This is a genomic window from Pseudoalteromonas sp. 1181_04 (genome assembly GCF_052850545.1).
In genome coordinates this window covers 20,086-41,359 of sequence record NZ_VXCS01000026.1, presented here as the reverse complement: position 1 = coordinate 41,359, position 21,274 = coordinate 20,086, and the positions used below count along the sequence as shown (strand labels likewise).

At 41.5% G+C, this 21,274-nt stretch carries 16 protein-coding genes; 5 read left to right on the top strand and 11 right to left on the bottom strand.

Annotated features, from left to right (window positions below):
• Nucleotides 1-63: 63 nt before the first annotated feature.
• The 9 genes from purH to rsmD form a co-directional block, all read right to left on the bottom strand.
• Nucleotides 64-1,650: a bifunctional phosphoribosylaminoimidazolecarboxamide formyltransferase/IMP cyclohydrolase gene (gene purH, locus FW757_RS19065; RefSeq protein ID WP_182717208.1), complete on the bottom strand. Its 1,587-nt coding sequence runs from the start codon at nucleotides 1,648-1,650 to the stop codon at nucleotides 64-66.
• A 211-nt stretch (nucleotides 1,651-1,861) separates the two neighbouring features.
• Complete coding sequence (fis, locus tag FW757_RS19060) at nucleotides 1,862-2,152, bottom strand: DNA-binding transcriptional regulator Fis (RefSeq protein WP_002957804.1); 291 nt, start codon at nucleotides 2,150-2,152, stop codon at nucleotides 1,862-1,864.
• A 20-nt stretch (nucleotides 2,153-2,172) separates the two neighbouring features.
• A complete protein-coding gene (dusB, locus tag FW757_RS19055; RefSeq protein WP_179959235.1) occupies nucleotides 2,173-3,144 on the bottom strand; it encodes a tRNA dihydrouridine synthase DusB in 972 nt (323 codons plus the stop codon).
• A 281-nt stretch (nucleotides 3,145-3,425) separates the two neighbouring features.
• Entirely contained in the window at nucleotides 3,426-4,307 is an 882-nt protein-coding gene (gene prmA / locus FW757_RS19050) for a 50S ribosomal protein L11 methyltransferase (RefSeq protein WP_149983109.1), read from the bottom strand.
• A gap of 68 nt (nucleotides 4,308-4,375) precedes the next feature.
• Nucleotides 4,376-6,217 carry an RNA polymerase sigma factor RpoD gene (gene rpoD, locus FW757_RS19045; protein WP_145234798.1) on the bottom strand — a complete coding sequence of 614 codons (1,842 nt, stop codon included), beginning with the start codon at nucleotides 6,215-6,217 and terminating at the stop codon, nucleotides 4,376-4,378.
• Nucleotides 6,218-6,348: 131 nt separating this feature from the next.
• Nucleotides 6,349-8,103, bottom strand: a complete 1,755-nt coding sequence (gene dnaG / locus FW757_RS19040; protein WP_446441574.1) for a DNA primase — start codon at nucleotides 8,101-8,103, stop codon at nucleotides 6,349-6,351.
• 169 nt (nucleotides 8,104-8,272) lie between these two features.
• Nucleotides 8,273-8,719: a GatB/YqeY domain-containing protein gene (locus FW757_RS19035; protein WP_145234803.1), complete on the bottom strand. Its 447-nt coding sequence runs from the start codon at nucleotides 8,717-8,719 to the stop codon at nucleotides 8,273-8,275.
• 20 nt (nucleotides 8,720-8,739) lie between these two features.
• Entirely contained in the window at nucleotides 8,740-8,955 is a 216-nt protein-coding gene (rpsU, locus tag FW757_RS19030) for a 30S ribosomal protein S21 (protein WP_002957797.1), read from the bottom strand.
• A 163-nt stretch (nucleotides 8,956-9,118) separates the two neighbouring features.
• Nucleotides 9,119-9,718 carry a 16S rRNA (guanine(966)-N(2))-methyltransferase RsmD gene (rsmD, locus tag FW757_RS19025; protein ID WP_182717206.1) on the bottom strand — a complete coding sequence of 200 codons (600 nt, stop codon included), beginning with the start codon at nucleotides 9,716-9,718 and terminating at the stop codon, nucleotides 9,119-9,121.
• A gap of 212 nt (nucleotides 9,719-9,930) precedes the next feature.
• Between rsmD and ftsY the strand changes: the two genes are divergently transcribed.
• From ftsY to FW757_RS19000, 5 genes are all read left to right on the top strand, one after another.
• Nucleotides 9,931-12,006, top strand: coding sequence for a signal recognition particle-docking protein FtsY (gene ftsY / locus FW757_RS19020; protein ID WP_446441573.1), 2,076 nt, complete (start codon nucleotides 9,931-9,933; stop codon nucleotides 12,004-12,006).
• A gap of 52 nt (nucleotides 12,007-12,058) precedes the next feature.
• Nucleotides 12,059-12,736, top strand: coding sequence for a cell division ATP-binding protein FtsE (ftsE, locus tag FW757_RS19015; protein ID WP_064665448.1), 678 nt, complete (start codon nucleotides 12,059-12,061; stop codon nucleotides 12,734-12,736).
• On the top strand, nucleotides 12,733-13,719 hold the full coding sequence (ftsX, locus tag FW757_RS19010; protein ID WP_182717203.1) for a permease-like cell division protein FtsX: 987 nt from the start codon (nucleotides 12,733-12,735) through the stop codon (nucleotides 13,717-13,719). The genes ftsE and ftsX overlap by 4 nt, the downstream gene beginning before the upstream one ends.
• Nucleotides 13,720-13,942: 223 nt before the next feature.
• A complete protein-coding gene (gene rpoH, locus FW757_RS19005) occupies nucleotides 13,943-14,806 on the top strand; it encodes an RNA polymerase sigma factor RpoH (protein WP_145234811.1) in 864 nt (287 codons plus the stop codon).
• A 720-nt stretch (nucleotides 14,807-15,526) separates the two neighbouring features.
• Nucleotides 15,527-17,398: a methyl-accepting chemotaxis protein gene (locus tag FW757_RS19000; RefSeq protein ID WP_182762209.1), complete on the top strand. Its 1,872-nt coding sequence runs from the start codon at nucleotides 15,527-15,529 to the stop codon at nucleotides 17,396-17,398.
• A gap of 345 nt (nucleotides 17,399-17,743) precedes the next feature.
• Here FW757_RS19000 and FW757_RS18995 read toward each other — a convergent pair whose 3' ends face one another.
• Together FW757_RS18995 and FW757_RS18990 are read right to left on the bottom strand one after the other, a co-directional pair.
• On the bottom strand, nucleotides 17,744-19,969 hold the full coding sequence (locus FW757_RS18995) for a DEAD/DEAH box helicase (protein WP_182761843.1): 2,226 nt from the start codon (nucleotides 19,967-19,969) through the stop codon (nucleotides 17,744-17,746).
• Complete coding sequence (locus tag FW757_RS18990; RefSeq protein WP_039488422.1) at nucleotides 19,966-21,273, bottom strand: ATP-binding protein; 1,308 nt, start codon at nucleotides 21,271-21,273, stop codon at nucleotides 19,966-19,968. The genes FW757_RS18995 and FW757_RS18990 overlap by 4 nt, the downstream gene beginning before the upstream one ends.
• Nucleotide 21,274: the final 1 nt, after the last annotated feature.

The window sequence follows — 21,274 nt, the reverse complement described above, 5'->3', positions numbered from 1 at the left end:
GCAGAATACGTGAATTTGTAGCAAACAAAAAGAGCTAACTGATGCAGTTAGCTCTTTTTGTGATTAATGGCGGAAGTGACGCATGCCAGTAAACACCATTGCCATACCAGCTTCGTCAGCGGCAGCGATAACTTCTTCATCGCGCATTGAACCACCTGGTTGGATTACCGCAGTAATACCAGCCTCTGCAGCTGCATCAATACCATCACGGAATGGGAAGAACGCATCAGATGCCATTACTGAACCTTTAACTTCAAGGTTTTCATCAGCGGCTTTAATTCCGGCAATTTTAGCTGAGTAAACGCGGCTCATTTGGCCTGCGCCTACACCAATGGTCATACCGTCACGGGCATAAACAATGGCGTTTGATTTAACAAATTTAGCCACTTTCCAGCAGAATAATAAGTCTTTAAGTTCTTGCTCAGTAGGCTGGCGCTTAGACACAACCGTTAAGTCGCCTTGCGTTACCATACCTAAATCACGGTCTTGGATGAGTACACCGCCATTAACGCGTTTGATGTCATGACCTGTCGCTTTGCCTGACCATTGGCCACACTCTAGTAAGCGTACATTTTGCTTAGCCGAAATAATTTGTGCCGCAGCTTCTGATACTTTAGGCGCAATGATCACTTCAACGAATTGACGAGACACAATCGCTTCAGCGGTATCAGCATCAAGCTCTTGGTTAAAGGCGATGATGCCACCAAATGCTGACGTAGGATCGGTTTTGAATGCGCGATCATAGGCTTCAAGGATGTTGTCACCGATTGAAACGCCACAAGGGTTAGCATGTTTAACAATAACACAGGCTGGTACATCAAATTCTTTCACACATTCAAGAGCTGCATCTGTATCAGCAATATTATTGAAAGAAAGTGCTTTACCTTGCAGTTGTATGGCAGTTGCAACAGACGCTTCTTGAACGTCGTTTTCAACATAAAAAGCTGCATCTTGGTGTGAATTTTCACCGTAGCGCATGTCTTGTTTTTTAGTAAACTGCATATTGATAGTGCGTGGGAATTTAGTTTCCTCAGCTGCTTCATCAGTGTAATCAGCAACCATCTTACCGAAGTAGTTAGCAATCATGCCATCGTACTGCGCGGTGTGCTCGTAAGCTGCAATGGCAAGATCAAAACGTGTTTTGTATGTAGTTGAACCATTGTTGCTTTGCATTTCGCTGATCACGCGGTCGTAATCTTTGGCGTTTACTACAATAGTCACGTCTTTGTGGTTTTTGGCCGCAGCACGCACCATCGTTGGGCCGCCGATATCAATGTTCTCAATGGCATCTTCAAGGCTGCAGTTTTCTTGAGCGACTGTATTCGCAAAGGGGTATAAGTTAACTACAACGATATCGATAGCTGAGATGTTATGAGCGTCCATTACATCTTCATCTTGACCACGACGCGCTAAAATGCCGCCATGAATTTTTGGGTGAAGAGTTTTTACGCGACCATCCATGATCTCAGGGTGACCTGTGTGGTCAGATACTTCAGTGACTTTAATGCCGTTATCAGCAAGTAATTTACAAGTACCGCCAGTTGATAAGATGTCTACGCCTTGTGATTCAAGAGCGCGAGCAAATTCAACAATACCGGTTTTATCTGACACACTTAGTAGTGCGCGACGAATTGGACGATGTGTATCCATTGTAGTTTGATTACCTCAGTGTTTGAGCTAGCTTAGAAAGGCGCTATTTTAACTGAATATCGCTTAAAAAACGATATTTATACACAAGTCATTTGGGTATACAGAGTGAGGATTTTGCAATTAGACGCTTTTTTGAGGATTTTTAAAGATATAAAAAAAGCACCCGAAGGTGCTTTTTCAAACGAATGTTGTGATAAATCACAACACGGTATTAGTTCATGCCGTATTTCTTTAGTTTCTTACGTAAAGTACCGCGGTTGATACCTAGTAAGATTGCCGCACGTGTTTGGTTGCCACGTGTGTAAGTCATTACTTCTTCAAGTAATGGTGCTTCTAGCTCTGAAAGAACAAGGTCGTAAACGTCTTGCACATCTTGACCGTTAAGCTGTTTTAAATAGTGATGAACAGCTTTCTTCACTGCATCGCGTAATGGCTGCGGTTTCTCGTGTGACTGAACATGAGGGTTAGTGATAAATGGAGAAGTCACGTTTTGTTCGAACATTGTTTATATCTCTTTCTTTCTTAGTTAGCTGCTAGTGTTTTAAAGTATTGCTCTAATGTCTCGATTTGTGCCTGTGGATTATCGAGAGCATTAAATACTCGCCTAAACTGACCGTCACTGTCATGGGTTTGCAAATACCAAGATACATGTTTGCGAGCGATGCGCGCTCCCATTGGTTCGCCGTAAAACGCATGAAGGTTCACTAAGTGTTCCATCAAAATACCACGTACTTCCTCAATTGGAGGCACAGGTAAATGTTCACCGGTTCGCAAATAGTGGTCTATCTCCCTAAAAATCCAAGGGCGACCTTGGGCGGCTCGACCAATCATAATGGCATCTGCACCCGTATAGTCCAAAACCTGTTTTGCTTTTTCAGGAGAGGTTATATCTCCATTTGCAACGACAGGTATCGACACTGAACGTTTAATATCCCTAATAGTGGCGTATTCAGCTTCACCTTTGTACATACATGCGCGTGTACGCCCATGTACGGCCAATGAAGCTATGCCATAACGTTCAGCTATTCTCGCAATCTCGACACCGTTACGGTTGTCCTGATCCCATCCTGTACGGATTTTTAGTGTTACAGGTACATCAACAGCGCTAACCACTGCATCAATAATCTCTTCCACTAAATCAGGAAACTGTAATAGGGCTGAGCCTGCGAGTTTCTTGTTCACTTTCTTTGCTGGGCACCCCATATTTATATCTATGATCTGTGCACCATTAGTTACATTGAATTGTGCAGCCTGAGCCATAAGCTCGGGATCAGCTCCTGCGATTTGCACCGCACGTATTCCCGATTCACCACTATGATCCATACGGTTCATCGATTTCTCGGTTTTCCATACCAAAGGATTCGACGAGAGCATTTCAGACACGGCAAGCCCCGCACCTAAGCGGCGACAAAGTTGTCTAAATGGTCTATCAGTAATTCCCGCCATTGGCGCTACAATTACATTGTTCTCTAATTGGTATGTTCCGATACGCACTGTATTCAATAGGCCTCTTTTCAAGGGGCGCTAAGTTTACGGTTTTTTTTGCAAAAATCAAAGGCTATAAATTGAACAAAAGTGACTTTTTTTTGACTTTTGCGTATTGACATTTGATAACAGTTTGACGAATGGCTTTATTTGTGTGAATTTTATACAGAAGTAATTTGTGGTAAGAAATCATTCTGTTTTTTTGCGTGTAAATAATAGGTAAAGCCTGTTAATTACAGGCTTTACCTGAAGGTTTTACGTTAATACTCTAAATTGCCGATCCCAGTAAGTTAAGCTTTTTTTATGCCACTTACTCGTGTCCATTCACCTTCAACAGCGATATCATCAAGCGCTAAAAAAGGGGCATAAACATCTGCTACCGACTGCGCTTGTTCTTCTAAAATTCCCGACATGGCAATTTTACCACCTGGTTTTAACAAGCCTAATATCACACTGTGTAATTCACGCAGTGGCGCAGCTAAAATATTGGCCACCACGATATCGGCGCTAAACTCAGGCTGATTTTCTGGCAGGTATACTTCGAGTTTATCGGCAACGCCGTTACGCTGTGCGTTATCTAAGCTTGCTTCAAGGGCTTGAGGGTCTATATCGATGCCGATCATGCGCTCAGCGCCAAGTTTGATAGCTGCGATACCTAGAATTCCAGAGCCACAACCAAAGTCGACCACAGTTTTACCGGTCAAATCTTGGCTTTCAAGCCATTTTAAGCACAAAGCGGTGGTAGCATGAGTGCCAGTGCCAAAAGCAAGGCCAGGGTCAAGCAGTACATTGACGGCATCAGGATCGGGAATATCACGCCAGCTTGGGCAGATCCATAGTTTTTCACCAAACTGAATTGGGTGGAAGTTATCCATCCATTCACGTTCCCAGTCTTTGTCTTCAAGTTGCTCTATTTTGTACACTAAGGTGTCTTTTAACTCATCATGGCGCTGTAATAGAGCTATCACCGCATTCATATCGTGGTTAGCTTCGAATAAACCAATTACAGTCGTGTCAGCCCAAAACACCACAGTGCCGATTTTTGGTTCGTAAATAGGGGTGTCTTTAGCATCAATAAAGGTAACAGACGCACTACCTGCCTCCATTAATAGATCACTTACTGCATCTGCGGTTGCAGCATTAGCATTGATACGGATTTGGATCCAAGCCATAATTATTTCCTGTAAATAGAAAAAAGGCCGCTACAGCGGCCTTTTAAATTTAAATCTGTATTTGCTAATTACTTAGCATCTAAGAAGCTTTTCAATAAGTCAGAGCGTGAAGGGTGGCGTAATTTACGTAGTGCCTTCGCTTCGATTTGACGAATACGCTCACGCGTTACGTCAAACTGCTTACCTACTTCTTCTAGGGTATGGTCGGTATTCATATCGATACCAAAACGCATACGTAATACTTTAGCTTCGCGGGCTGTTAAGCCAGCAAGCACATCATTGGTAGCGCCACGAAGAGATTCCATTGTTGCCGAGTCGATTGGCGAATCAATAGTGGTATCTTCGATAAAGTCACCTAAGTGCGAATCTTCATCATCACCGATTGGCGTTTCCATTGAAATTGGCTCTTTAGCAATCTTAAGTACCTTACGGATTTTATCCTCAGGCATCATCATGCGTTCTGCTAATTCTTCTGGATTTGGCTCACGACCCATTTCTTGCAGCATTTGACGAGAAATACGATTAAGTTTATTAATCGTTTCAATCATATGCACCGGAATACGGATTGTACGCGCTTGGTCGGCGATAGAGCGGGTGATTGCTTGACGGATCCACCACGTAGCATAAGTTGAAAACTTATAACCACGGCGATATTCAAACTTATCAACAGCTTTCATCAAACCAATGTTACCTTCTTGGATTAAGTCCAAAAATTGTAAACCACGGTTGGTGTATTTTTTCGCAATTGAGATCACAAGACGTAAGTTAGCTTCAACCATTTCTTTTTTCGCACGGCGCGCTTTTGCTTCACCAATGCTCATACGACGGTTGATGTCTTTAATACGCTCAATGCTTAAACCTGTGCTTTCTTCGATTACACATAGTTTATTAATACAGCGGATGATTTCTGGTTTGATTTCTTCTAATTTTGCAGAATGTTTTTCATTCGCAGCAATCTCAAGATCAATCCATGCAGCATCAGTTTCATTATTAGCAAAGTGCTTAACAAAAGTTTTCTTCGGTAGCTTAGCGATTTGTACAGCTTGTTTCATGACGATACGTTCTTGAACACGAACTCTGTCCATCATTTCACGCATGTTGTTAACCATACGATCAAACTGTTTCGGCACTAGTTTAAAGGTTTTAAACAGCTCACCAATCTCAAAAATCGCAGCTTGCGATTCTGGATGTGAACGGCCTTTACTATCAAACGTGTCGCGTGCTTTATTGTAAAGATCGCGAAGGTTTTCAAAGTGTACACGAGCCTCTTCAGGATCTGGGCCAGTATCTACTTCTTCTTCGTCTTCATCATCGCTATCAGTATCATCGTCATCTTCATCATCAAGTTCTTTTTCGCTTAATTCAGAACCGATATGGGTAGCAGAGATTGGCGCAGCATCTTCATTAGGATCGAAGAAACCAGAGATAATGTCGCTTAAGCGCATTTCTTCTGCTTCAAACTTATCCCATTGCTCAAGTAGGTATGTAATTGCTTCAGGGTATTCTGCAACCGAGATTTGTACTTGGTTGATCCCTTCTTCAATACGCTTAGCGATAACAATTTCGCCTTCACGGGTAAGCAATTCAACAGTACCCATTTCACGCATGTACATACGAACCGGATCCGTTGTACGGCCGATTTCTTTATCTACAGTAGCAAGCGCAGCGGCTGCAGCTTCCGCTGCGTCTTCATCTGTTGTTGTTTCTTGCATCATCAATTCATCGGCATCAGGCGCGTTTTCGCTAACCTTGATACCCATATCATTGATCATACTAATGATATCTTCTACTTGATCTGAATCGATAATATCTTGTGGAAGGTGATCATTAACTTCTGCAAAAGTTAAGTAACCTTGCTCTTTACCTTTTTGAATCAGAAGTTTTAATTGTGACTGAGGAGTTGGATCCATAGAGATTGTTTCTTCCACTCTGATAAGTTGATACAACAGGCGCCAGCTTGCTTATTTATTAAGCCAAGCTAAGTATTATTTGACGCAGTGAATAGCACAGTATAACAGCATAATTCATTTTTGACTAGCTGTTAGTGTCTTTTCGACCCTTTTAACGCTTGAGTAAGGGCTAAACATTCTAGTCTTTCTTCACTCGTAAGTCCTTGGGTCTTGTCTTTTATTAATAAGGTCTCGAGTCGATAATTTAAACACTGATCTTCAATAAATCTGAAAGTATTTTTAAATTCGTCCTCTAAACGGTCGTCATTGATCTCATGACGCCAAGTAGCGAGCTTAATGAGCGCCTCGTACTCGGGTGTTTCTCGAAATGATTCAATTAATTGCGCTGTAGTAATGTCACTTTTTTGTAAAGCGCAATGTTGCAACCTAATAAGCAAGGCGATACCGGCAATATTCATTTGTGCTAAATCAGCTAAATAAGGCACTGTATTGGCTAATTTAGGGTGCTGAATTAGTAACCCAATTGCGCGACGCATTGGCGTAATTTTAAATTTTCGCTCAATCGCATGCTGCTGTTTAGGTGTTTTTAAGCGATTGTTTAACTGCTCTTTAGTGCGGCCTATTAATCGACCTAAGTGCTCTAATAAGTTTTCTTGATAAAACTGACTAGGGATTTTCTCAACCAACGGAAGCACAGCACTAAGAAGCTTAGCTTTACCTGCATCGGTAGTTAAATCAATCTCTTGGCTGAGTTTATTAAATAGCACTTTAGTAAAATCATCGGCTTGAGATAAACGTAGTTCAAACGCTTCTTTGCCTTCTTTTTGTACTAATGAATCGGGATCTTCACCGTCTGGTAAAAATACAAACAGTAGCGCTTTGCCATCATTTAAATAGGGCAGGGCATTTTCGAGTGCACGCCAAGCGGCATCTCGGCCAGCGCGGTCACCATCATAACAACAAATTACCCGGTCAGTGGCTCTAAACAATGTATGCATGTGTTCAGTGGTGGTGGCAGTACCAAGCGCAGCTACCGCATATTCAATACCTTGCTCGCTCAGTGCCACAACATCCATATAGCCTTCAACTATGAGTACATGGTCGAGCTTTTTATGCGCTTGTTTTGCTTCATATAATCCATATAGTTCAAAGCCTTTATGGAAGATACGGGTTTCTGGCGAGTTTAAATATTTAGGTCCTTGATCCGCTTGCATCACACGGCCACCAAAAGCAATAACACGACCACGTTTATCGCGAATAGGGAACATTAAGCGATCACGAAAGAAGTCAAATTGGCGGCCTGGGGTTTTCTCTGAGGCCAGCTTTAGCTCAACTAATTGCTCTTTTTGTTCTTTATTGCGGCCAAGTTGTTGGCAAAGGCCTTCCCATTCACTGGGGGCATAACCAATCATAAACTTTTTAACTGTTTCGCCACTTAGGCCTCGGCCTTTTACATAGTCTATTACGGTTGCTGAATTAGCATGATGTTTTAACTGGTGTTGATAAAAACGCGCACTATGGAGCATTAAATCGTAATCTGAGCGTTTTTGTTCAGCCGTACGCTCTGGACCATTACTGGTGCCTTGCTCTCGAGGTACATCAAGATTTAGGATGCTTGCAAGTTCTTCAATGGCATCAACAAATTCAAGCTTGTCGTATTCCATAACAAATGAAATAGCGTTGCCGTTCGCACCACAACCAAAGCAATGATAAAACTGCTTGTCTTGAGATACAGTAAATGATGGGGATTTTTCGTTATGAAAAGGGCAACAGGCTTGGTAATCTTTGCCCGCTTTTTTTAAGCCAACTTTGGAGTCAATTAGCTCAACAATATCGGTTCTGGCAAGTAAATCATCTATAAAATTACGTGGGATCTTTCCAGCCATTAGTAAAGTGTAGTCCTGAGATAAATAGAAAATAAGGTGAACGAAATATCAGATAATTTAGTTCTACAATTTAGATTTGAACACAAATGCTATTTTTATTAAAGCGAAAAACGAAGAAACCGAGCACATGGCTCGGTTTGCTTAAATCATACATCTGTATGTGGGAGTATTAGGCAGTTAATCGTTGCTTAATTAAACCAGAGATCTTACCTAAATCGGCGCGACCTTCAGCTTTGCTTTTGATTATACCCATTACTTTACCCATATCTTGCATACCTGCTGCGTTAGTATCAGCAATAGCCGCATCAATAAGAGCTATGATTTCTTCTTCACTCAATTGTTGAGGTAAGAATTCTTCAAGAGCTGTAATCTCATTGGCTTCAATTTCGGCTAAATCTTCACGGCCAGCATCAGTATACTGAGTGTAAGAATCACGGCGTTGTTTAACAAGCTTCACTAATACTGCGGTAATACCGTCATCATCAAGTGTTATTTGCTCGTCAATTTCACGCTGCTTGATTGCAGCAAGCACCATACGAATTGGGTTAAGACGAGATTTGTCTTTCGCTCGCATCGCATCTTTTTGCGCATCTTTTAGCTTTATTAAAAGGCTCATTTATACAAGACCAATACTGATCAATATAATTTAACGCGACGTGCGTTATCGCGAGAAAGCTTCTTCATGTGACGCTTAACCGCTGCAGCTTTTTTACGCTTACGCTCAGCTGTTGGCTTTTCATAGTGCTCGCGACGACGAACTTCTGAAAGGATACCTGCTTTTTCACATGAACGCTTGAAGCGACGAAGTGCTACGTCAAACGGTTCGTTCTCTCTTACTTTAATTACTGGCATTAAAAATTCACCTACCTAAATAATGAGCGTTGCTCAAGTTGATCAAACAATGATCAAGTGGTTCAAAAATGGTGCAGTATTGTAATCCGAAGCCGCACCACATGTAAAGGATAAATATTGTCTGCTCCAAGTGGAAACAAAAAATATTTCTATGTTACTAATTTTACTGTAGTTCATAGAGGCGGCAAAATACTTGTCCCGCCGCTTTTTCTTTTAATAACAGCCAATTGCTAGGCGTTTGCAACGCACTCATCTCACTTTCTACTTCAACATAAATGAGGGCATTTTTACTTAGCCAGTCATTTTCAGTAAGTAAGTCACAGCATTTTTGGGCTAAACCTTGGCGAAAAGGTGGATCAATAAACACTAAGTTAAACTGTTGTTGCTGAGTATTGTTACTTAAATAAAGCAAACTGTCGGTGCAAATTACTTCAGCATTAGTGAGTTTTAACGTGTCAATATTAGTTTGTAATTGGTTGGCGGCTAGTTTATCCATCTCTAAAAAGCGTGCACTGAGAGCTAAACGAGAGAGTGCTTCAAAACCTAATCCACCGGAACCTGCAAAACAATCGAGTACTTTAGTATCGCGAGTATCTTGCATTAACCAGTTAAATACCGTTTCTTTGATACGATCTGTGGTTGGACGAAGACCTTGCACATCTTTTACTGGTAATTTACGGCCACGAAATTGCCCGCTGATGATCCTAATAACGCCATCGCTGGCTTTATTACTCACTTGTTTTTGTGGTGATTTATTTCTCATTTAGCTCACTAAAAAATGGTATCTAGAATCCAGCTCAGATAATATTGCAATCATATAGTAGCGTGTCATTTTTCAACTGCGCTAAAAGTGTTACTATGAGCATCTTAGACAATATGTTGTGGTTATTAGCGGCTTTGTTTTAAAGCAATGCAGCGAATACACAAAGTATTACCGTTAGTTTATCAGATTTTTATAAGTGGTTATTAGCAAGTATGGCAAAAAAAAATAAATTCCTGTCTTGGTTTGGTTTTGGTAAGTCAGATAAAAACCAACAAGTAGAGCAGACCGCCCAAGAGGCCGATAACCAACAAGCGGAAGTTGAGCGCTTAGAACAACAGCGTATTGCCGCAGAGCAAGCTGAAGCTGAGCGTTTAGAGCAACAACGAATTGCTGCAGAAGAGGCGGAAGCTGAGCGCGCAGAGCAACAGCGCATTGCTGCAGAGCAAGCGGAAGCTGAGCGCTTAGAACAACAGCGCATTGTTGCAGAGCAAGCTGAAGCTGAGCGCTTAGAACAACAGCGCATTGTTGCAGAGCAAGCGGAAGCTGAGCGCTTAGAACAACAGCGCATTGTTGCAGAGCAAGCTGAAGCAGAGCGCTTAGAACAACAGCGCATTGTTGCAGAGCAAGCTGAGGCAGAGCGCTTAGAACAACAGCGTATTGCTGTAGAGCAAGCTGAGGCACGTGATGCTGAACGCCAAGCCATCACAGATGCTGAATTAGCAGCAACAGAACAAGCAGAACAACAACGCCGCGATGAAGCCGCTCGTTTAGTGCAGCAAGAAGAAGCAATGCTTTTAGAGCAAGAACGTATCGCAGCAGAGCAAGCCGAAGCTGAGCGTTTAGAGCAAGAGCGTATTGTTACTGAGCAAGCGGAAGCTGAGCGTTTAGAGCAAGAGCGTATTGCCGCGGAGCAAGCCGAAGCTGAACGTGTAGAGCAAGAGCGTATTGCTGCCGAGCAAGCCGAAGCTGAGCGTTTAGAGCAAGAGCTTATTGCCGCAGAGCAAGCCGAAGTTGAACGTGTAGAGCAAGAGCGTATTGCTGCCGAGCAAGCTGAAGCTGAACGTGTAGAACAAGTGCGTATCGCAGCAGAGCAAGCCGAAGCTGAACGTGTAGAGCAAGAGCGTATCGCAGCAGAGCAAGCCGAAGCTGAGCGTGTAGAGCAACAACGTATTGCTGCCGAGCAGGCCGAAGCTGAACGTGTAGAGCAAGAGCGTATTGCTGCCGAGCAAGCTGAAGCTGAACGTGTAGAGCAACAACGTATTGCTGCCGAAGAGGCGGAAGCTGAGCGTTTAGAGCAAGAGCGATTAACGGCCGAGCTTGCCATCGAGGAAGCAAAAACAGCTGAAAAACCTAAAAAAGAAGGGTTCTTTGCTCGTCTTAAAAAAGGCTTATTAAAAACCAAAGTAAACTTAGGTTCTGGCTTTGCATCGATTTTCACTGGTAAGAAAATTGATGATGAATTATTTGAAGATCTTGAAACTCAGCTATTAACAGCCGACTTAGGTGTTGATACCACCATGAAGCTGATCGATCGTTTGACTGATGCGGCTAACCGCAAACAGTTAAAGGATGGTGATGCATTATATGAGCTAATGAAGCAAGAAATGGCGGCGATGCTTAAAATGGCAGAACAGCCATTAGAAATTCCTGCTGATAAAAAACCATTTGTTATTTTAATGGTGGGTGTTAATGGAGTTGGTAAAACAACGACCATTGGTAAACTTGCTAAGCAATTTCAGGATCAAGGTAAATCAGTCATGTTAGCTGCAGGTGATACTTTCCGTGCAGCTGCGGTTGAGCAATTACAAGTATGGGGCGAGCGTAATAAAATCCCAGTAATCGCACAGCACACCGGTGCTGATAGTGCCTCAGTGATATTTGATGCATTTCAAGCTGCCAAAGCGCGTAACGTTGATGTGTTAATTGCAGATACAGCTGGTCGCTTGCAAAATAAAGACAACTTGATGCAAGAGCTTGAAAAAATAGCCCGGGTGATGAAGAAAATTGATCCCGATGCACCGCATGAAGTGATGCTAACCATCGATGCAGGCACAGGGCAAAATGCAATTAGCCAAGTGAACTTATTTAATCAGTGTGTTGGCCTTACCGGTATTACATTGTCTAAGTTAGATGGTACAGCCAAAGGTGGGGTTATTTTTGCCGTCGCCGATAAATTTAATATTCCGATCCGCTATATTGGTGTTGGTGAAGGCATTGATGATTTACGTGAATTTAATAGTAATGACTTCATTGATGCGCTATTTAGCCAAGATGAGGACGAAGTTTAAATTTCAAAGGGGAGCTTGCTCCCTTTTCAGCTGTGGATGATTGATAACTAAAATGATAAATTTTCAGCAAGTCAGCAAAACATATCCCGGTGGTCACCGAGCACTGGAAAAAGTTAATTTCCATGTTAAACCGGGTGAATTGGCTTTTTTAACAGGTCACAGTGGTGCCGGTAAAAGTACCTTACTTAAACTCATTAGTTTAATGGAACGCCCGTCGGCGGGTCATGTTTTTATTAATGGCGTTGATTTAAATGCAGTAAAATCGCGGCAAATTCCTTATGTCCGCCGTGATATTGGTATCATATTTCAAAACCACCGTTTATTAGAGCGCCACACTATTTTTGATAATGTTGCCTTGCCGCTAATTATCGAAGGTACGCATCATAAGCAAATTGAAAAGCGTGTGCATGGCGCACTTGATAAAGTTGGCTTGCTAGATAAAGTAAAATGCCACCCTTCAACACTCTCTGGTGGTGAACAACAGCGAGTTGGGATTGCCCGGGCAATTGTAAACTCTCCGCCATTATTACTTGCAGATGAACCAACAGGTAACCTAGATCCTGAGCTTTCCATGGATATCTTGCGTTTGTTTGAAGAATTTAATAATCATGGCACTACAGTCTTAATTGCCACCCATGATTTAGGGCTGATCTCGCGAATGAAATACCGTAGCTTAACCTTAAAAGATGGTCGCATGAGTCAAGATCCATTGGCAGAGGCAACACTATGAGTTTGTTATTCAAAGGCCGAAAGAGCCAAAATGAACGAGTAAAAAAATCAGTTTTTGCAGCCGGATATTTCTTTGTGCTGAATATATTTCGCCAAGGTGTATATAGCCTAGGGGAAATGTGGCGCACACCGATGGCGTCAATGATGACCATTGCGGTGTTGGGTTTAAGTTTAACCTTACCAGCGACCTTGTACTTAGTGGTTAAAAATGTGCAGCAGGTCAGCAGTGGCTTTGAAGAAGCTGCAGAGATTTCATTATTTGTAAAAGAATCCATGAGTGAACAAGAAACAAAAACGCTTGTTAAACGCTTAGCACTCTACCCTGAAATTGATAATGTCACTTTTATTTCTAAACAAAATGCGCTCATTGAATTTAAAGAAGTATCAGGGTTTGGCCAAGCACTTGAATATTTAGATAGCAATCCTCTGCCAGATGTTGTTATCGTCACGCCGACTTCTCGCCATCGTCAACCAAACGCCGCGCAAGCATTATTAAAAAAGCTTGAAGCAGAGCGTGAAGTTGATTTTGGTAAATTAGATATTGCCTGGCTTGAGCGCTTAAATGCATTATTAAGCCTGTTAAAAGAAAGCGTGATCACCATCGCGTTGTTATTACTGACTTCGGTAACTTTGATCATAGGCAACACTATTCGCTTATCAATTATGGATAAGAAAGAAGAGATCCAAGTGATGAAGCTAGTCGGTGCAACCAATACCTTTATTCATGCGCCATTTTTATGGACCGGCATTTGGTATGGCATTGTTGGTGGTTTGTTTGCTTTTATATGTGTGGCCCTCATGATGTGGTGGCTTGGATCTGCAGTCACCCAAGTCGCTGGAGTGTATCAAACTAACTTTAATTTAATCGGCTTAAGCTTAGGCGAATTTGGCGCGTTAGTGCTACTTGCAACCAGCTTAGGGTTTGTTGGCTCTTACTTATCTGTTAATCGATATATAAAAGAAATCGAACCCGATAAAGTGTAACAATTATTGTTTATAATCATTGATTAAGTTGGTTGTGGTGAATTGCTTTATCATAACCAACTGACCGCAAAGCTAGAATTCATCGCTTATTCAGGCGTTTAAAGTAGAATAAAAAACACTAAAAAACCACTTGCTTCAATCGAAAAAAAGTTTTACATTGAAGTTAGCACTCTAAGTGAAAGAGTGCTAAGATGGTTTCAAATGTTTATCACTGAGGTGAAAAATGAGTAAAGATTTATACGCAATGGCACTCACAGTTGGACAGCAAAGCGCAAGTATGGACGGCTACCTTCAAGCGGTAAGCACTATACCTATGCTAGGTGCTGAGCAAGAAAAAGAGTTAGCGACTCGCTTACAGGAAGATGGCGATCTTAACGCTGCAAAGCAACTCATCATGTCTCACCTTCGTTTTGTTGCACATATAGCTAAAGGTTATTCAGGTTACGGCCTACCGCAAGCTGATTTGATTCAAGAAGGCAATATCGGCCTGATGAAAGCAGTAAAACGTTTTGACCCATCAGTGGGCGTACGTTTGGTTTCATTTGCAGTGCATTGGATCAAAGCCGAAATACACGAGTTTGTACTTAAAAACTGGCGCATTGTTAAAGTTGCGACCACTAAAGCGCAACGCAAATTGTTTTTTAATCTTCGTAAAAACAAAAAACGTTTAGGTTGGTTTAACCAAGCTGAAGTTGCTACCGTAGCGAGTGAGCTAGGTGTGAGTGAAAAAGAAGTTCGTGAAATGGAATCGCGCATGAGCGGCCAAGACATGGGCTTTGATTTAACCGGTGACGACAGCGATGACGCACCAACTAGTACCTATTCGCCTGTGCAATACTTAACTGATGGCAGTAATGATTTAGCTGAAGAAGTTGAACAGCAACAATATCAAGAGCAATCTCATACACGTTTATTTAGTGCGTTAAAAACCCTAGATGAACGTTCACAAGACATTGTTAGTGCTCGTTGGTTATCAGACGATAAAGCAACACTGCAAGAACTGGCTGAAAAATACAGCGTATCTGCAGAGCGTGTTCGTCAACTTGAAAAAACAGCGATGAAAAAGTTACAAGCTGCAATGAGTTAATCACAGTTTTACAAAATTATTAAAAGCCCTGCATGAAAATGCGGGGCTTTTTGCGTTTAGGGAAGCTATAAGTTTTAAGCGATAAGTCATTAGTAGTAAAAATAATATGGATTTCATACAGGGCGACTGCTCCGTCGTCACGGCTATTACTTTTGCTTAATTTAATATAATGACTAGGGTCTGTTGATCTTTCAAGGTTGAATTTGCAGCAGTCTGTTTGGTATTTAGGCAAGGCAGAGTCTATGTGGTGTGGTTATTCCCCATAAATAGGCTATAACGCAGCATCAATGCCAAACAGGCGCTGCCCGAAGGGGTCTGCCTAGGGGCAATTAACTCTTTGTTACTCGATTTTTACTTAGCCCACTAGGTTACAAACCTCGCGCCGCGATTAAATTGCCCCTAGTTTGAACAAATATTAATCCGCAAAGGTCAACAGACCCTAGGCGTTACAATTATTTTAAATAAAAATATACGTGCAGTATTTATACCGTGCTATTTATTTACACTCGTTAGGTTATTAATTTAAGTTTTACATTGAATTAATAATGATTCTTTTTATATTCACTTAAATCACTGATTTTAATTTATTATTCAAATCTTGTATGCGAAAATAGAACAAGATTGAGAATTGTCTCTCAATTCATACTCTAAATTAAGCTAACCCCAAGCTGTATTTATATCCGTATTTCAATTTAATTAAAGTCAGTATTAGCACTCAATATGAATTCATATTCACTAAAGAAAAAAATATTATTATCGGTTGTTCTCGCCCTCGTAATTGTTGTTGTATTATTGTCATGGTATAGCTACTCCACGCAAAAAGCGTTGTTACTGCAAAACAGTGTTGATAGTGTGAGGCAAGCAGGTAAACAGCAAGCCGCGCGTATCGAAGCATGGTTAACCGATCGTCAGCGAGTGATCGCTTCTGTCGCCACTAAAGTTGAAGGTGATACGCTTAATGCATTGCAGCAAGCACAGGTATCTGGCGATTTTCAATTAACCTATTTTGGTAACCGCGACGGGCTGATGGTGGACTCTGATCCCAGCATTGACCGCTCAGGTTATGATCCTAGAACACGTCCTTGGTATCAGCAGTCACAGCAAGCTCGTAGCAGCATAATTACCAAGCCTTATTTGGATGTTGCCTTTAATCTATTGGTCGTTACCATAGCTCATCCAGCGCGTAATGGTGTGGTTGGCGGTGATGTGTCAATTGCGAGTATTGTCGATAGCGTTAGCAATATGTCTCTACCGGCAAACGGTTATGCCATCATGATGCATGAAGACGGTACTGTGATCGCCTATAAAGACTCAAGTAAATTGATGGGTAAAATCACCAATATTGAGACTAAATTAAGCAGCCGACTAATAGAATCAAGTAGCCAAACAGGCCAACTTACGCCTGTTTATTTTGAAACTGAAGCTCGGGATAAGCTAATTTGGAGTGAAAAAATCCCCAATACAGATTGGCAGCTAGTTTTTGTACTCGACAAACAAACGTTAGAGGCACCATTAGTTAGCTTGATGGTCACCCAGTTAGGACTGGCAACGTTAGCACTGATCATTAGTGTATTATCTATTTCTTGGTTGTTAAGTTTGTTACTAGGGCCACTAAGTCGCGTGTCGCAAGCGTTATCTCGTATTGCTGCAGGCAATGGTGATTTAACTCAGCGTATTACAGTCGACAGCCAAGACGAAGTCGGCATGTTAGCTGATAGCTTTAATAGTTTTGTAAGTAGTCAACATCAGCTGATCAGTCATATTCGTCAACTAGCGACTGATCTAGACTCAGATGCAGAGAAAAGTCTGTTAACCAATCAATCAAGCGTTAATGAACTACAGCGCCAACAGCAAGAAGTTACAATGGTTGCTACCGCAGTTACAGAGATGTCCAGTGCTACTCATGAAATTGCAGCTAACGCTGAAAATACCGCTGCTGCATCCCAGCAATCGGCGCAAAGCAGTATTCAGGGGAAAAGCTTAGTTGATAAAACCAGAACCACGATTAACTCATTGGCATCAGAAATTGATGAAACCACAGTTGTGATCAGTGAGCTGAGCCTGCATGCACAAGCAATCTCAAGTATTTTAACGACGATTCAGGAGATTGCAGAGCAAACTAATTTACTGGCATTAAATGCTGCGATTGAAGCGGCGCGTGCCGGCGAGCAAGGCCGTGGTTTTGCTGTTGTCGCAGACGAAGTTCGCGTGTTATCACATCGTACTCAAAACTCTACTGCAGAGATTTATACCACGATTGAAACGTTGCAAAATACCACTAAAAAAGCGGTTAGCTTGATGGATAGCAGTAAAAGTTTAGCTAATAACAGTGTTCACGACGTCAACGCCGCAGCACAAGCTTTAGAAGAAATTACTCACGCAGTGAATGAGATTTCCGACATGGCAGGGCACATTGCAGTCGCAGCTGAGGAGCAAACTCAAGTAACAAATGAGATAACCCGAAATACGGTCGCAATTAAAGATGTCACTGATGAAATCACGGCATCAGCAACAACGCATTTAAGCCAAGCAAAGGTACTGAAAGACCGCGCCACTGACTTAAATGAAAAAGTCGCCACCTTTATCCTGTAGTTTGACGTTATAGCTAGTAGGGCAGATATAGCCCTGCTAGCTTCTTTTTAGTTTTTAGTTTTTAGTTTTTAGTTTTTAGTTTTAAGTGGTAAGTTTTAAGCCATAAGTGACAAACGCAGCCACCACTATCTTCTTGTCCTCTTGCGAAACATTATAGAAAAAGAACTTTAAGTTAATTATTCACAAATAGGTTAGAGGCGCCGCGCTTTAGAGTTATCAACATAGGTTGGTTTGAGCGCAGCGAAATCCAACTAAAAATATCCAAACCTATAAACTACAAAGTTTTGACTTATCGACTGTCTTGAATGTGCCATTTCCGGACATTGATGAATATAATGTGTGAAGTCATAATTTAACCTCTTTGGCTTGTTTAAATCTTGCCATGAGCAATTCTTTGACTAATACTCGGGCCTTCTCTACATCAAATGCTCTAGCGGCATACCCTTTTGCAAGAATTTCTTGAGGTAAATATTCATCAAACTTATCTATGGCTTTTTCTGCAATAGCATCAGCTAAATCAATTGCTGATATGGTTTGAGCATCTCGAAAGCTTTTAAGAGCCCCGATGACATCATCAATTAAGGTATTCTCAACTTCTATAATTCCTGCAAATGCACCTGCTCCAAACCCTTTGTGTATAAGTACTGCAACGAGTGTATTTACAACTTTATCGCCGGCCCAGGGCAAAACAACGGCTGTATTGCCATACTGTAAGAAATGCGTACTTTCAAGTTTTGCAGTTTTAAAAAAGTCAGCACCTTCTTTGAAAAGTGCTTGAGCAACTGCATCACCAAATTCAATTCTTTGTTCACCAACTTGAACTCTGTAGTCACCTTCTTCCAGTATTTTAAGCATTTCTTGTCTCACTACATCATGTACAGCCATCCCTGAACCACCAAATTTAGGTGGTTTCCCTCCTTTTGCATGCTGTACTGAAATCACTTTTTTGTCTGTATCGACTAGCTCAACCACCCAACGTTTACCCGCAAATACAATATGTTGGCCCTCTAAAATAAGGCTATCTACGGGTAATGTCCCTAGTGTTTTACTACCCGTTATAATTCTAAATTCTTCAGGGGTTTTAAAAACGGCATAAAACGTATAATGATTTGTTATTTTTTCACCCATAAAACCTAAAACCAGTTCACCACTACCTAACTGGGTAATAAGATCTACCTTACCCATATGAGATAGCAAATCTTTAAAATGTGTAACAGTAACTTGTTGGAATGGACCGTCTTTACAAAGTAATACGTAGATTTGATCTGCTCTTATCCCCCCCCATTGCGCGATGAGAGCTAAAACTTGATGAAGTAATGTTGAAAAGTGATAGAGCGAAGTGTCTGCTGGTTCGTACCACTTACTTGCAACCAATAAACGTATCATCGCTAGCGATTGAACCAATTCAAGCCGCAGTTTATCTACAATACTCGATTTTTCTGTAAGGTCAGCCTCAGTTATCAGCATTCGCAAAATACTAGCGCCACCACGCCTACCTGAACGACCCATGCGCTGCCGTAAACTTGCAATAGAATGCGGCGCAGTAACTTGCACGACAGAGTTAACCTTGCCTATATCAATGCCTAACTCCAAAGTCATAGTACACACTGCTGTAGTAGGCATTTGATCTTGCTGAAGCCGAGCTTCAAGTGTTTCTCGCATTTCTTTGGCTAACGAGCCGTGATGTGGAAAAAACTCGTTAGGCACAGTGTTAATCTCACACATCTCAGCAAGAGTGGTCGCAATGCTTTCAGTGCGACTTCTGCTGTTTGCAAACACTAAGTGGTTCCCACCACGGCAAAGGCCATATAAATCGTTACATACGCTTTGCTCCGCAGTAACCGCCTCATCTATTACTACAGCGCTTTCAATGTATCCCTTCACTTGCATTTTTAACGTTGATGAAGACTGCGTTTGCTTTATTATTTTACAAGACAACGATTTATTGGGTCTTAAAGACGCCGGGACACTTTCTAAGTCACCTAAAGTGGCACTTAAAGCGGTTCTGGGTATTGGTGCGTTTACACGGCCAAGCAGATGCTCTAAGCGGTGCAGTAAGCTCAACAAGTGATGGCCACGCTCAGTACCAATAAATGCGTGAAATTCGTCTATAACTATATGCTTTAAATTCTGAAAAGCAGATTTTACCCAGCCACTGTCTCTTATTAATAATGACTCTAGGGACTCTGGCGTTATTAACATGATGCCAGATGGATTTCGTTTCAGCTTATTTTTTCGACCTTGAGGGCTATCACCATGCCAAGGTGTAACTTGTATGTCTAACAAGTCTGACAAGCTTTCTAGCCTTCGATCTTGATCGTTTATTAACGCCTTTAGCGGGCTGATATATAAAATACCTACACCGCTTACTTGATCTGCGATACTACTTATTGCAGGTAAAAAAAATGCTTCGGTTTTTCCTGCGGCAGTAGAGGCACTAATAAGCACATCAGTCTTTCCTGAGAGGATAGGGTCAATTGCTAAACATTGTATCTCTCTGAGTCGATCCCAGCCTTGTTTAAAAATCCACTGCTGAATGCGAAAATCAAGCCTTTCGTGTGCATCAATCATAATTTAAAATCAGCTAGCTCATCGTCCTCAGATTCAATTTCTAACTCTACATCGGAAGGCTTCTCCTCTGCAATATCAACATTTTTAATTAAGCTGTCCCAAGAAATACTTGGGTTTTGATCAATCACGGCAAGCATATCCAAAAACGCCTTAATCGTATTTCTTGGCGTTCTGAAGTAAGCGTCTCCAATTGTTTTACTGCAATGGACTAAAAATGCTTTAAGGGACTCGTCAGGAACTAAATATAGCGATTCATCACCTGATGCGAAAACATGCCTAAGGTTTTTAAGTAATATGAATAATTCTTCTGGCGTTAAACTTGCCAAATGCAATGCTGGAGATGAGTAATCAATAACACCAGCTTGCTTTGCAAACGTATTGCCAGCTAAACGAGATTGCAGCGCCTCATAGCTATATAACCCTTTTCTTGGATCAAGTAAAAACTCGGGTGTACCACCGAGTAAAAACCCTAAGTACTCAGCCGATCCTTGTAAGCAGTCGTTGAGTATTCTTAGAATTTGCTCGTAATTTGATAATCGTGCTTGGGTGCTATTGAGTTTGTATAAATTTACCATTTCATCGAGGTTAACTAATAACCCTTCATAGCCAGCTTGCCTTACAAATAAACTCATAAGCTTTAGAGAGTCATAAAACGACGCATCTGAGATAATACTTCTTATACCAAGATCTTTGCGAGCATCTGTTTTTGTTGCATACTCTGCTCTTAACCATTTTACAGCGTTGTTCTTAAGTTGCTCGTTATCTGTTTCATGGCCAGTCCAGTATGCTTCTATAACTTTTGCAAAGTCGTAACCACCTACAAGCTCAGAGAGAGACGCGAGCCTTTCGTGGATCACTGTGGTTATTTCCTTGCTTGTATTATCTGCTTCTTTTCGTGCCTCGGTAATAAACTTTTCAACAACACTGGTCAATGCATTACCATCAGGCTTATTACGAGTAGACATGTTTCTCATTAACTCAGAATACAAGTTTCTGGCTTGTCCAGATGATGCATGAATACGACGGTCAGGAGATAGATCTGCATTAACAGTAACTAACTTGCGCTCTAATGCTATCGCTCTTACTACACTTAAAAAGAATGTTTTACCTGAGCCGTATTCGCCAATAATTAACCGAAAAGCAGAGCCGCCCTCTGTCACTCTGTCGATATCTTTAATGAGCGCTTTAAGCTCATTACCACGACCTACTTGTATATGTTGTATGCCGACTTTTGGGGTAACACCCGATTTAAGAGACTGTATAATTGCATCGCGCTCTTTTGATCTGATTTTTTTTGCTGCCATT

Bases quoted from the DNA above. Each gene is read 5' to 3' on its own strand.
- rpoH (WP_145234811.1), top strand. From the start codon at position 13,943: ATGAGTAAAGATTTATACGCAATGGCACTCACAGTTGGACAGCAAAGC.
- ftsY (WP_446441573.1), top strand. From the start codon at position 9,931: ATGGCAAAAAAAAATAAATTCCTGTCTTGGTTTGGTTTTGGTAAGTCA.
- ftsX (WP_182717203.1), top strand. From the start codon at position 12,733: ATGAGTTTGTTATTCAAAGGCCGAAAGAGCCAAAATGAACGAGTAAAA.
- FW757_RS18990 (WP_039488422.1), bottom strand. From the start codon at position 21,273: ATGGCAGCAAAAAAAATCAGATCAAAAGAGCGCGATGCAATTATACAG.
- rpoD (WP_145234798.1), bottom strand. From the start codon at position 6,217: ATGGATCCAACTCCTCAGTCACAATTAAAACTTCTGATTCAAAAAGGT.
- ftsE (WP_064665448.1), top strand. From the start codon at position 12,059: ATGATAAATTTTCAGCAAGTCAGCAAAACATATCCCGGTGGTCACCGA.
- purH (WP_182717208.1), bottom strand. From the start codon at position 1,650: ATGGATACACATCGTCCAATTCGTCGCGCACTACTAAGTGTGTCAGAT.
- FW757_RS18995 (WP_182761843.1), bottom strand. From the start codon at position 19,969: ATGATTGATGCACACGAAAGGCTTGATTTTCGCATTCAGCAGTGGATT.
- prmA (WP_149983109.1), bottom strand. From the start codon at position 4,307: ATGGCTTGGATCCAAATCCGTATCAATGCTAATGCTGCAACCGCAGAT.
- rpsU (WP_002957797.1), bottom strand. From the start codon at position 8,955: ATGCCAGTAATTAAAGTAAGAGAGAACGAACCGTTTGACGTAGCACTT.
- dnaG (WP_446441574.1), bottom strand. From the start codon at position 8,103: ATGGCTGGAAAGATCCCACGTAATTTTATAGATGATTTACTTGCCAGA.
- rsmD (WP_182717206.1), bottom strand. From the start codon at position 9,718: ATGAGAAATAAATCACCACAAAAACAAGTGAGTAATAAAGCCAGCGAT.
- fis (WP_002957804.1), bottom strand. From the start codon at position 2,152: ATGTTCGAACAAAACGTGACTTCTCCATTTATCACTAACCCTCATGTT.
- FW757_RS19000 (WP_182762209.1), top strand. From the start codon at position 15,527: ATGAATTCATATTCACTAAAGAAAAAAATATTATTATCGGTTGTTCTC.
- FW757_RS19035 (WP_145234803.1), bottom strand. From the start codon at position 8,719: ATGAGCCTTTTAATAAAGCTAAAAGATGCGCAAAAAGATGCGATGCGA.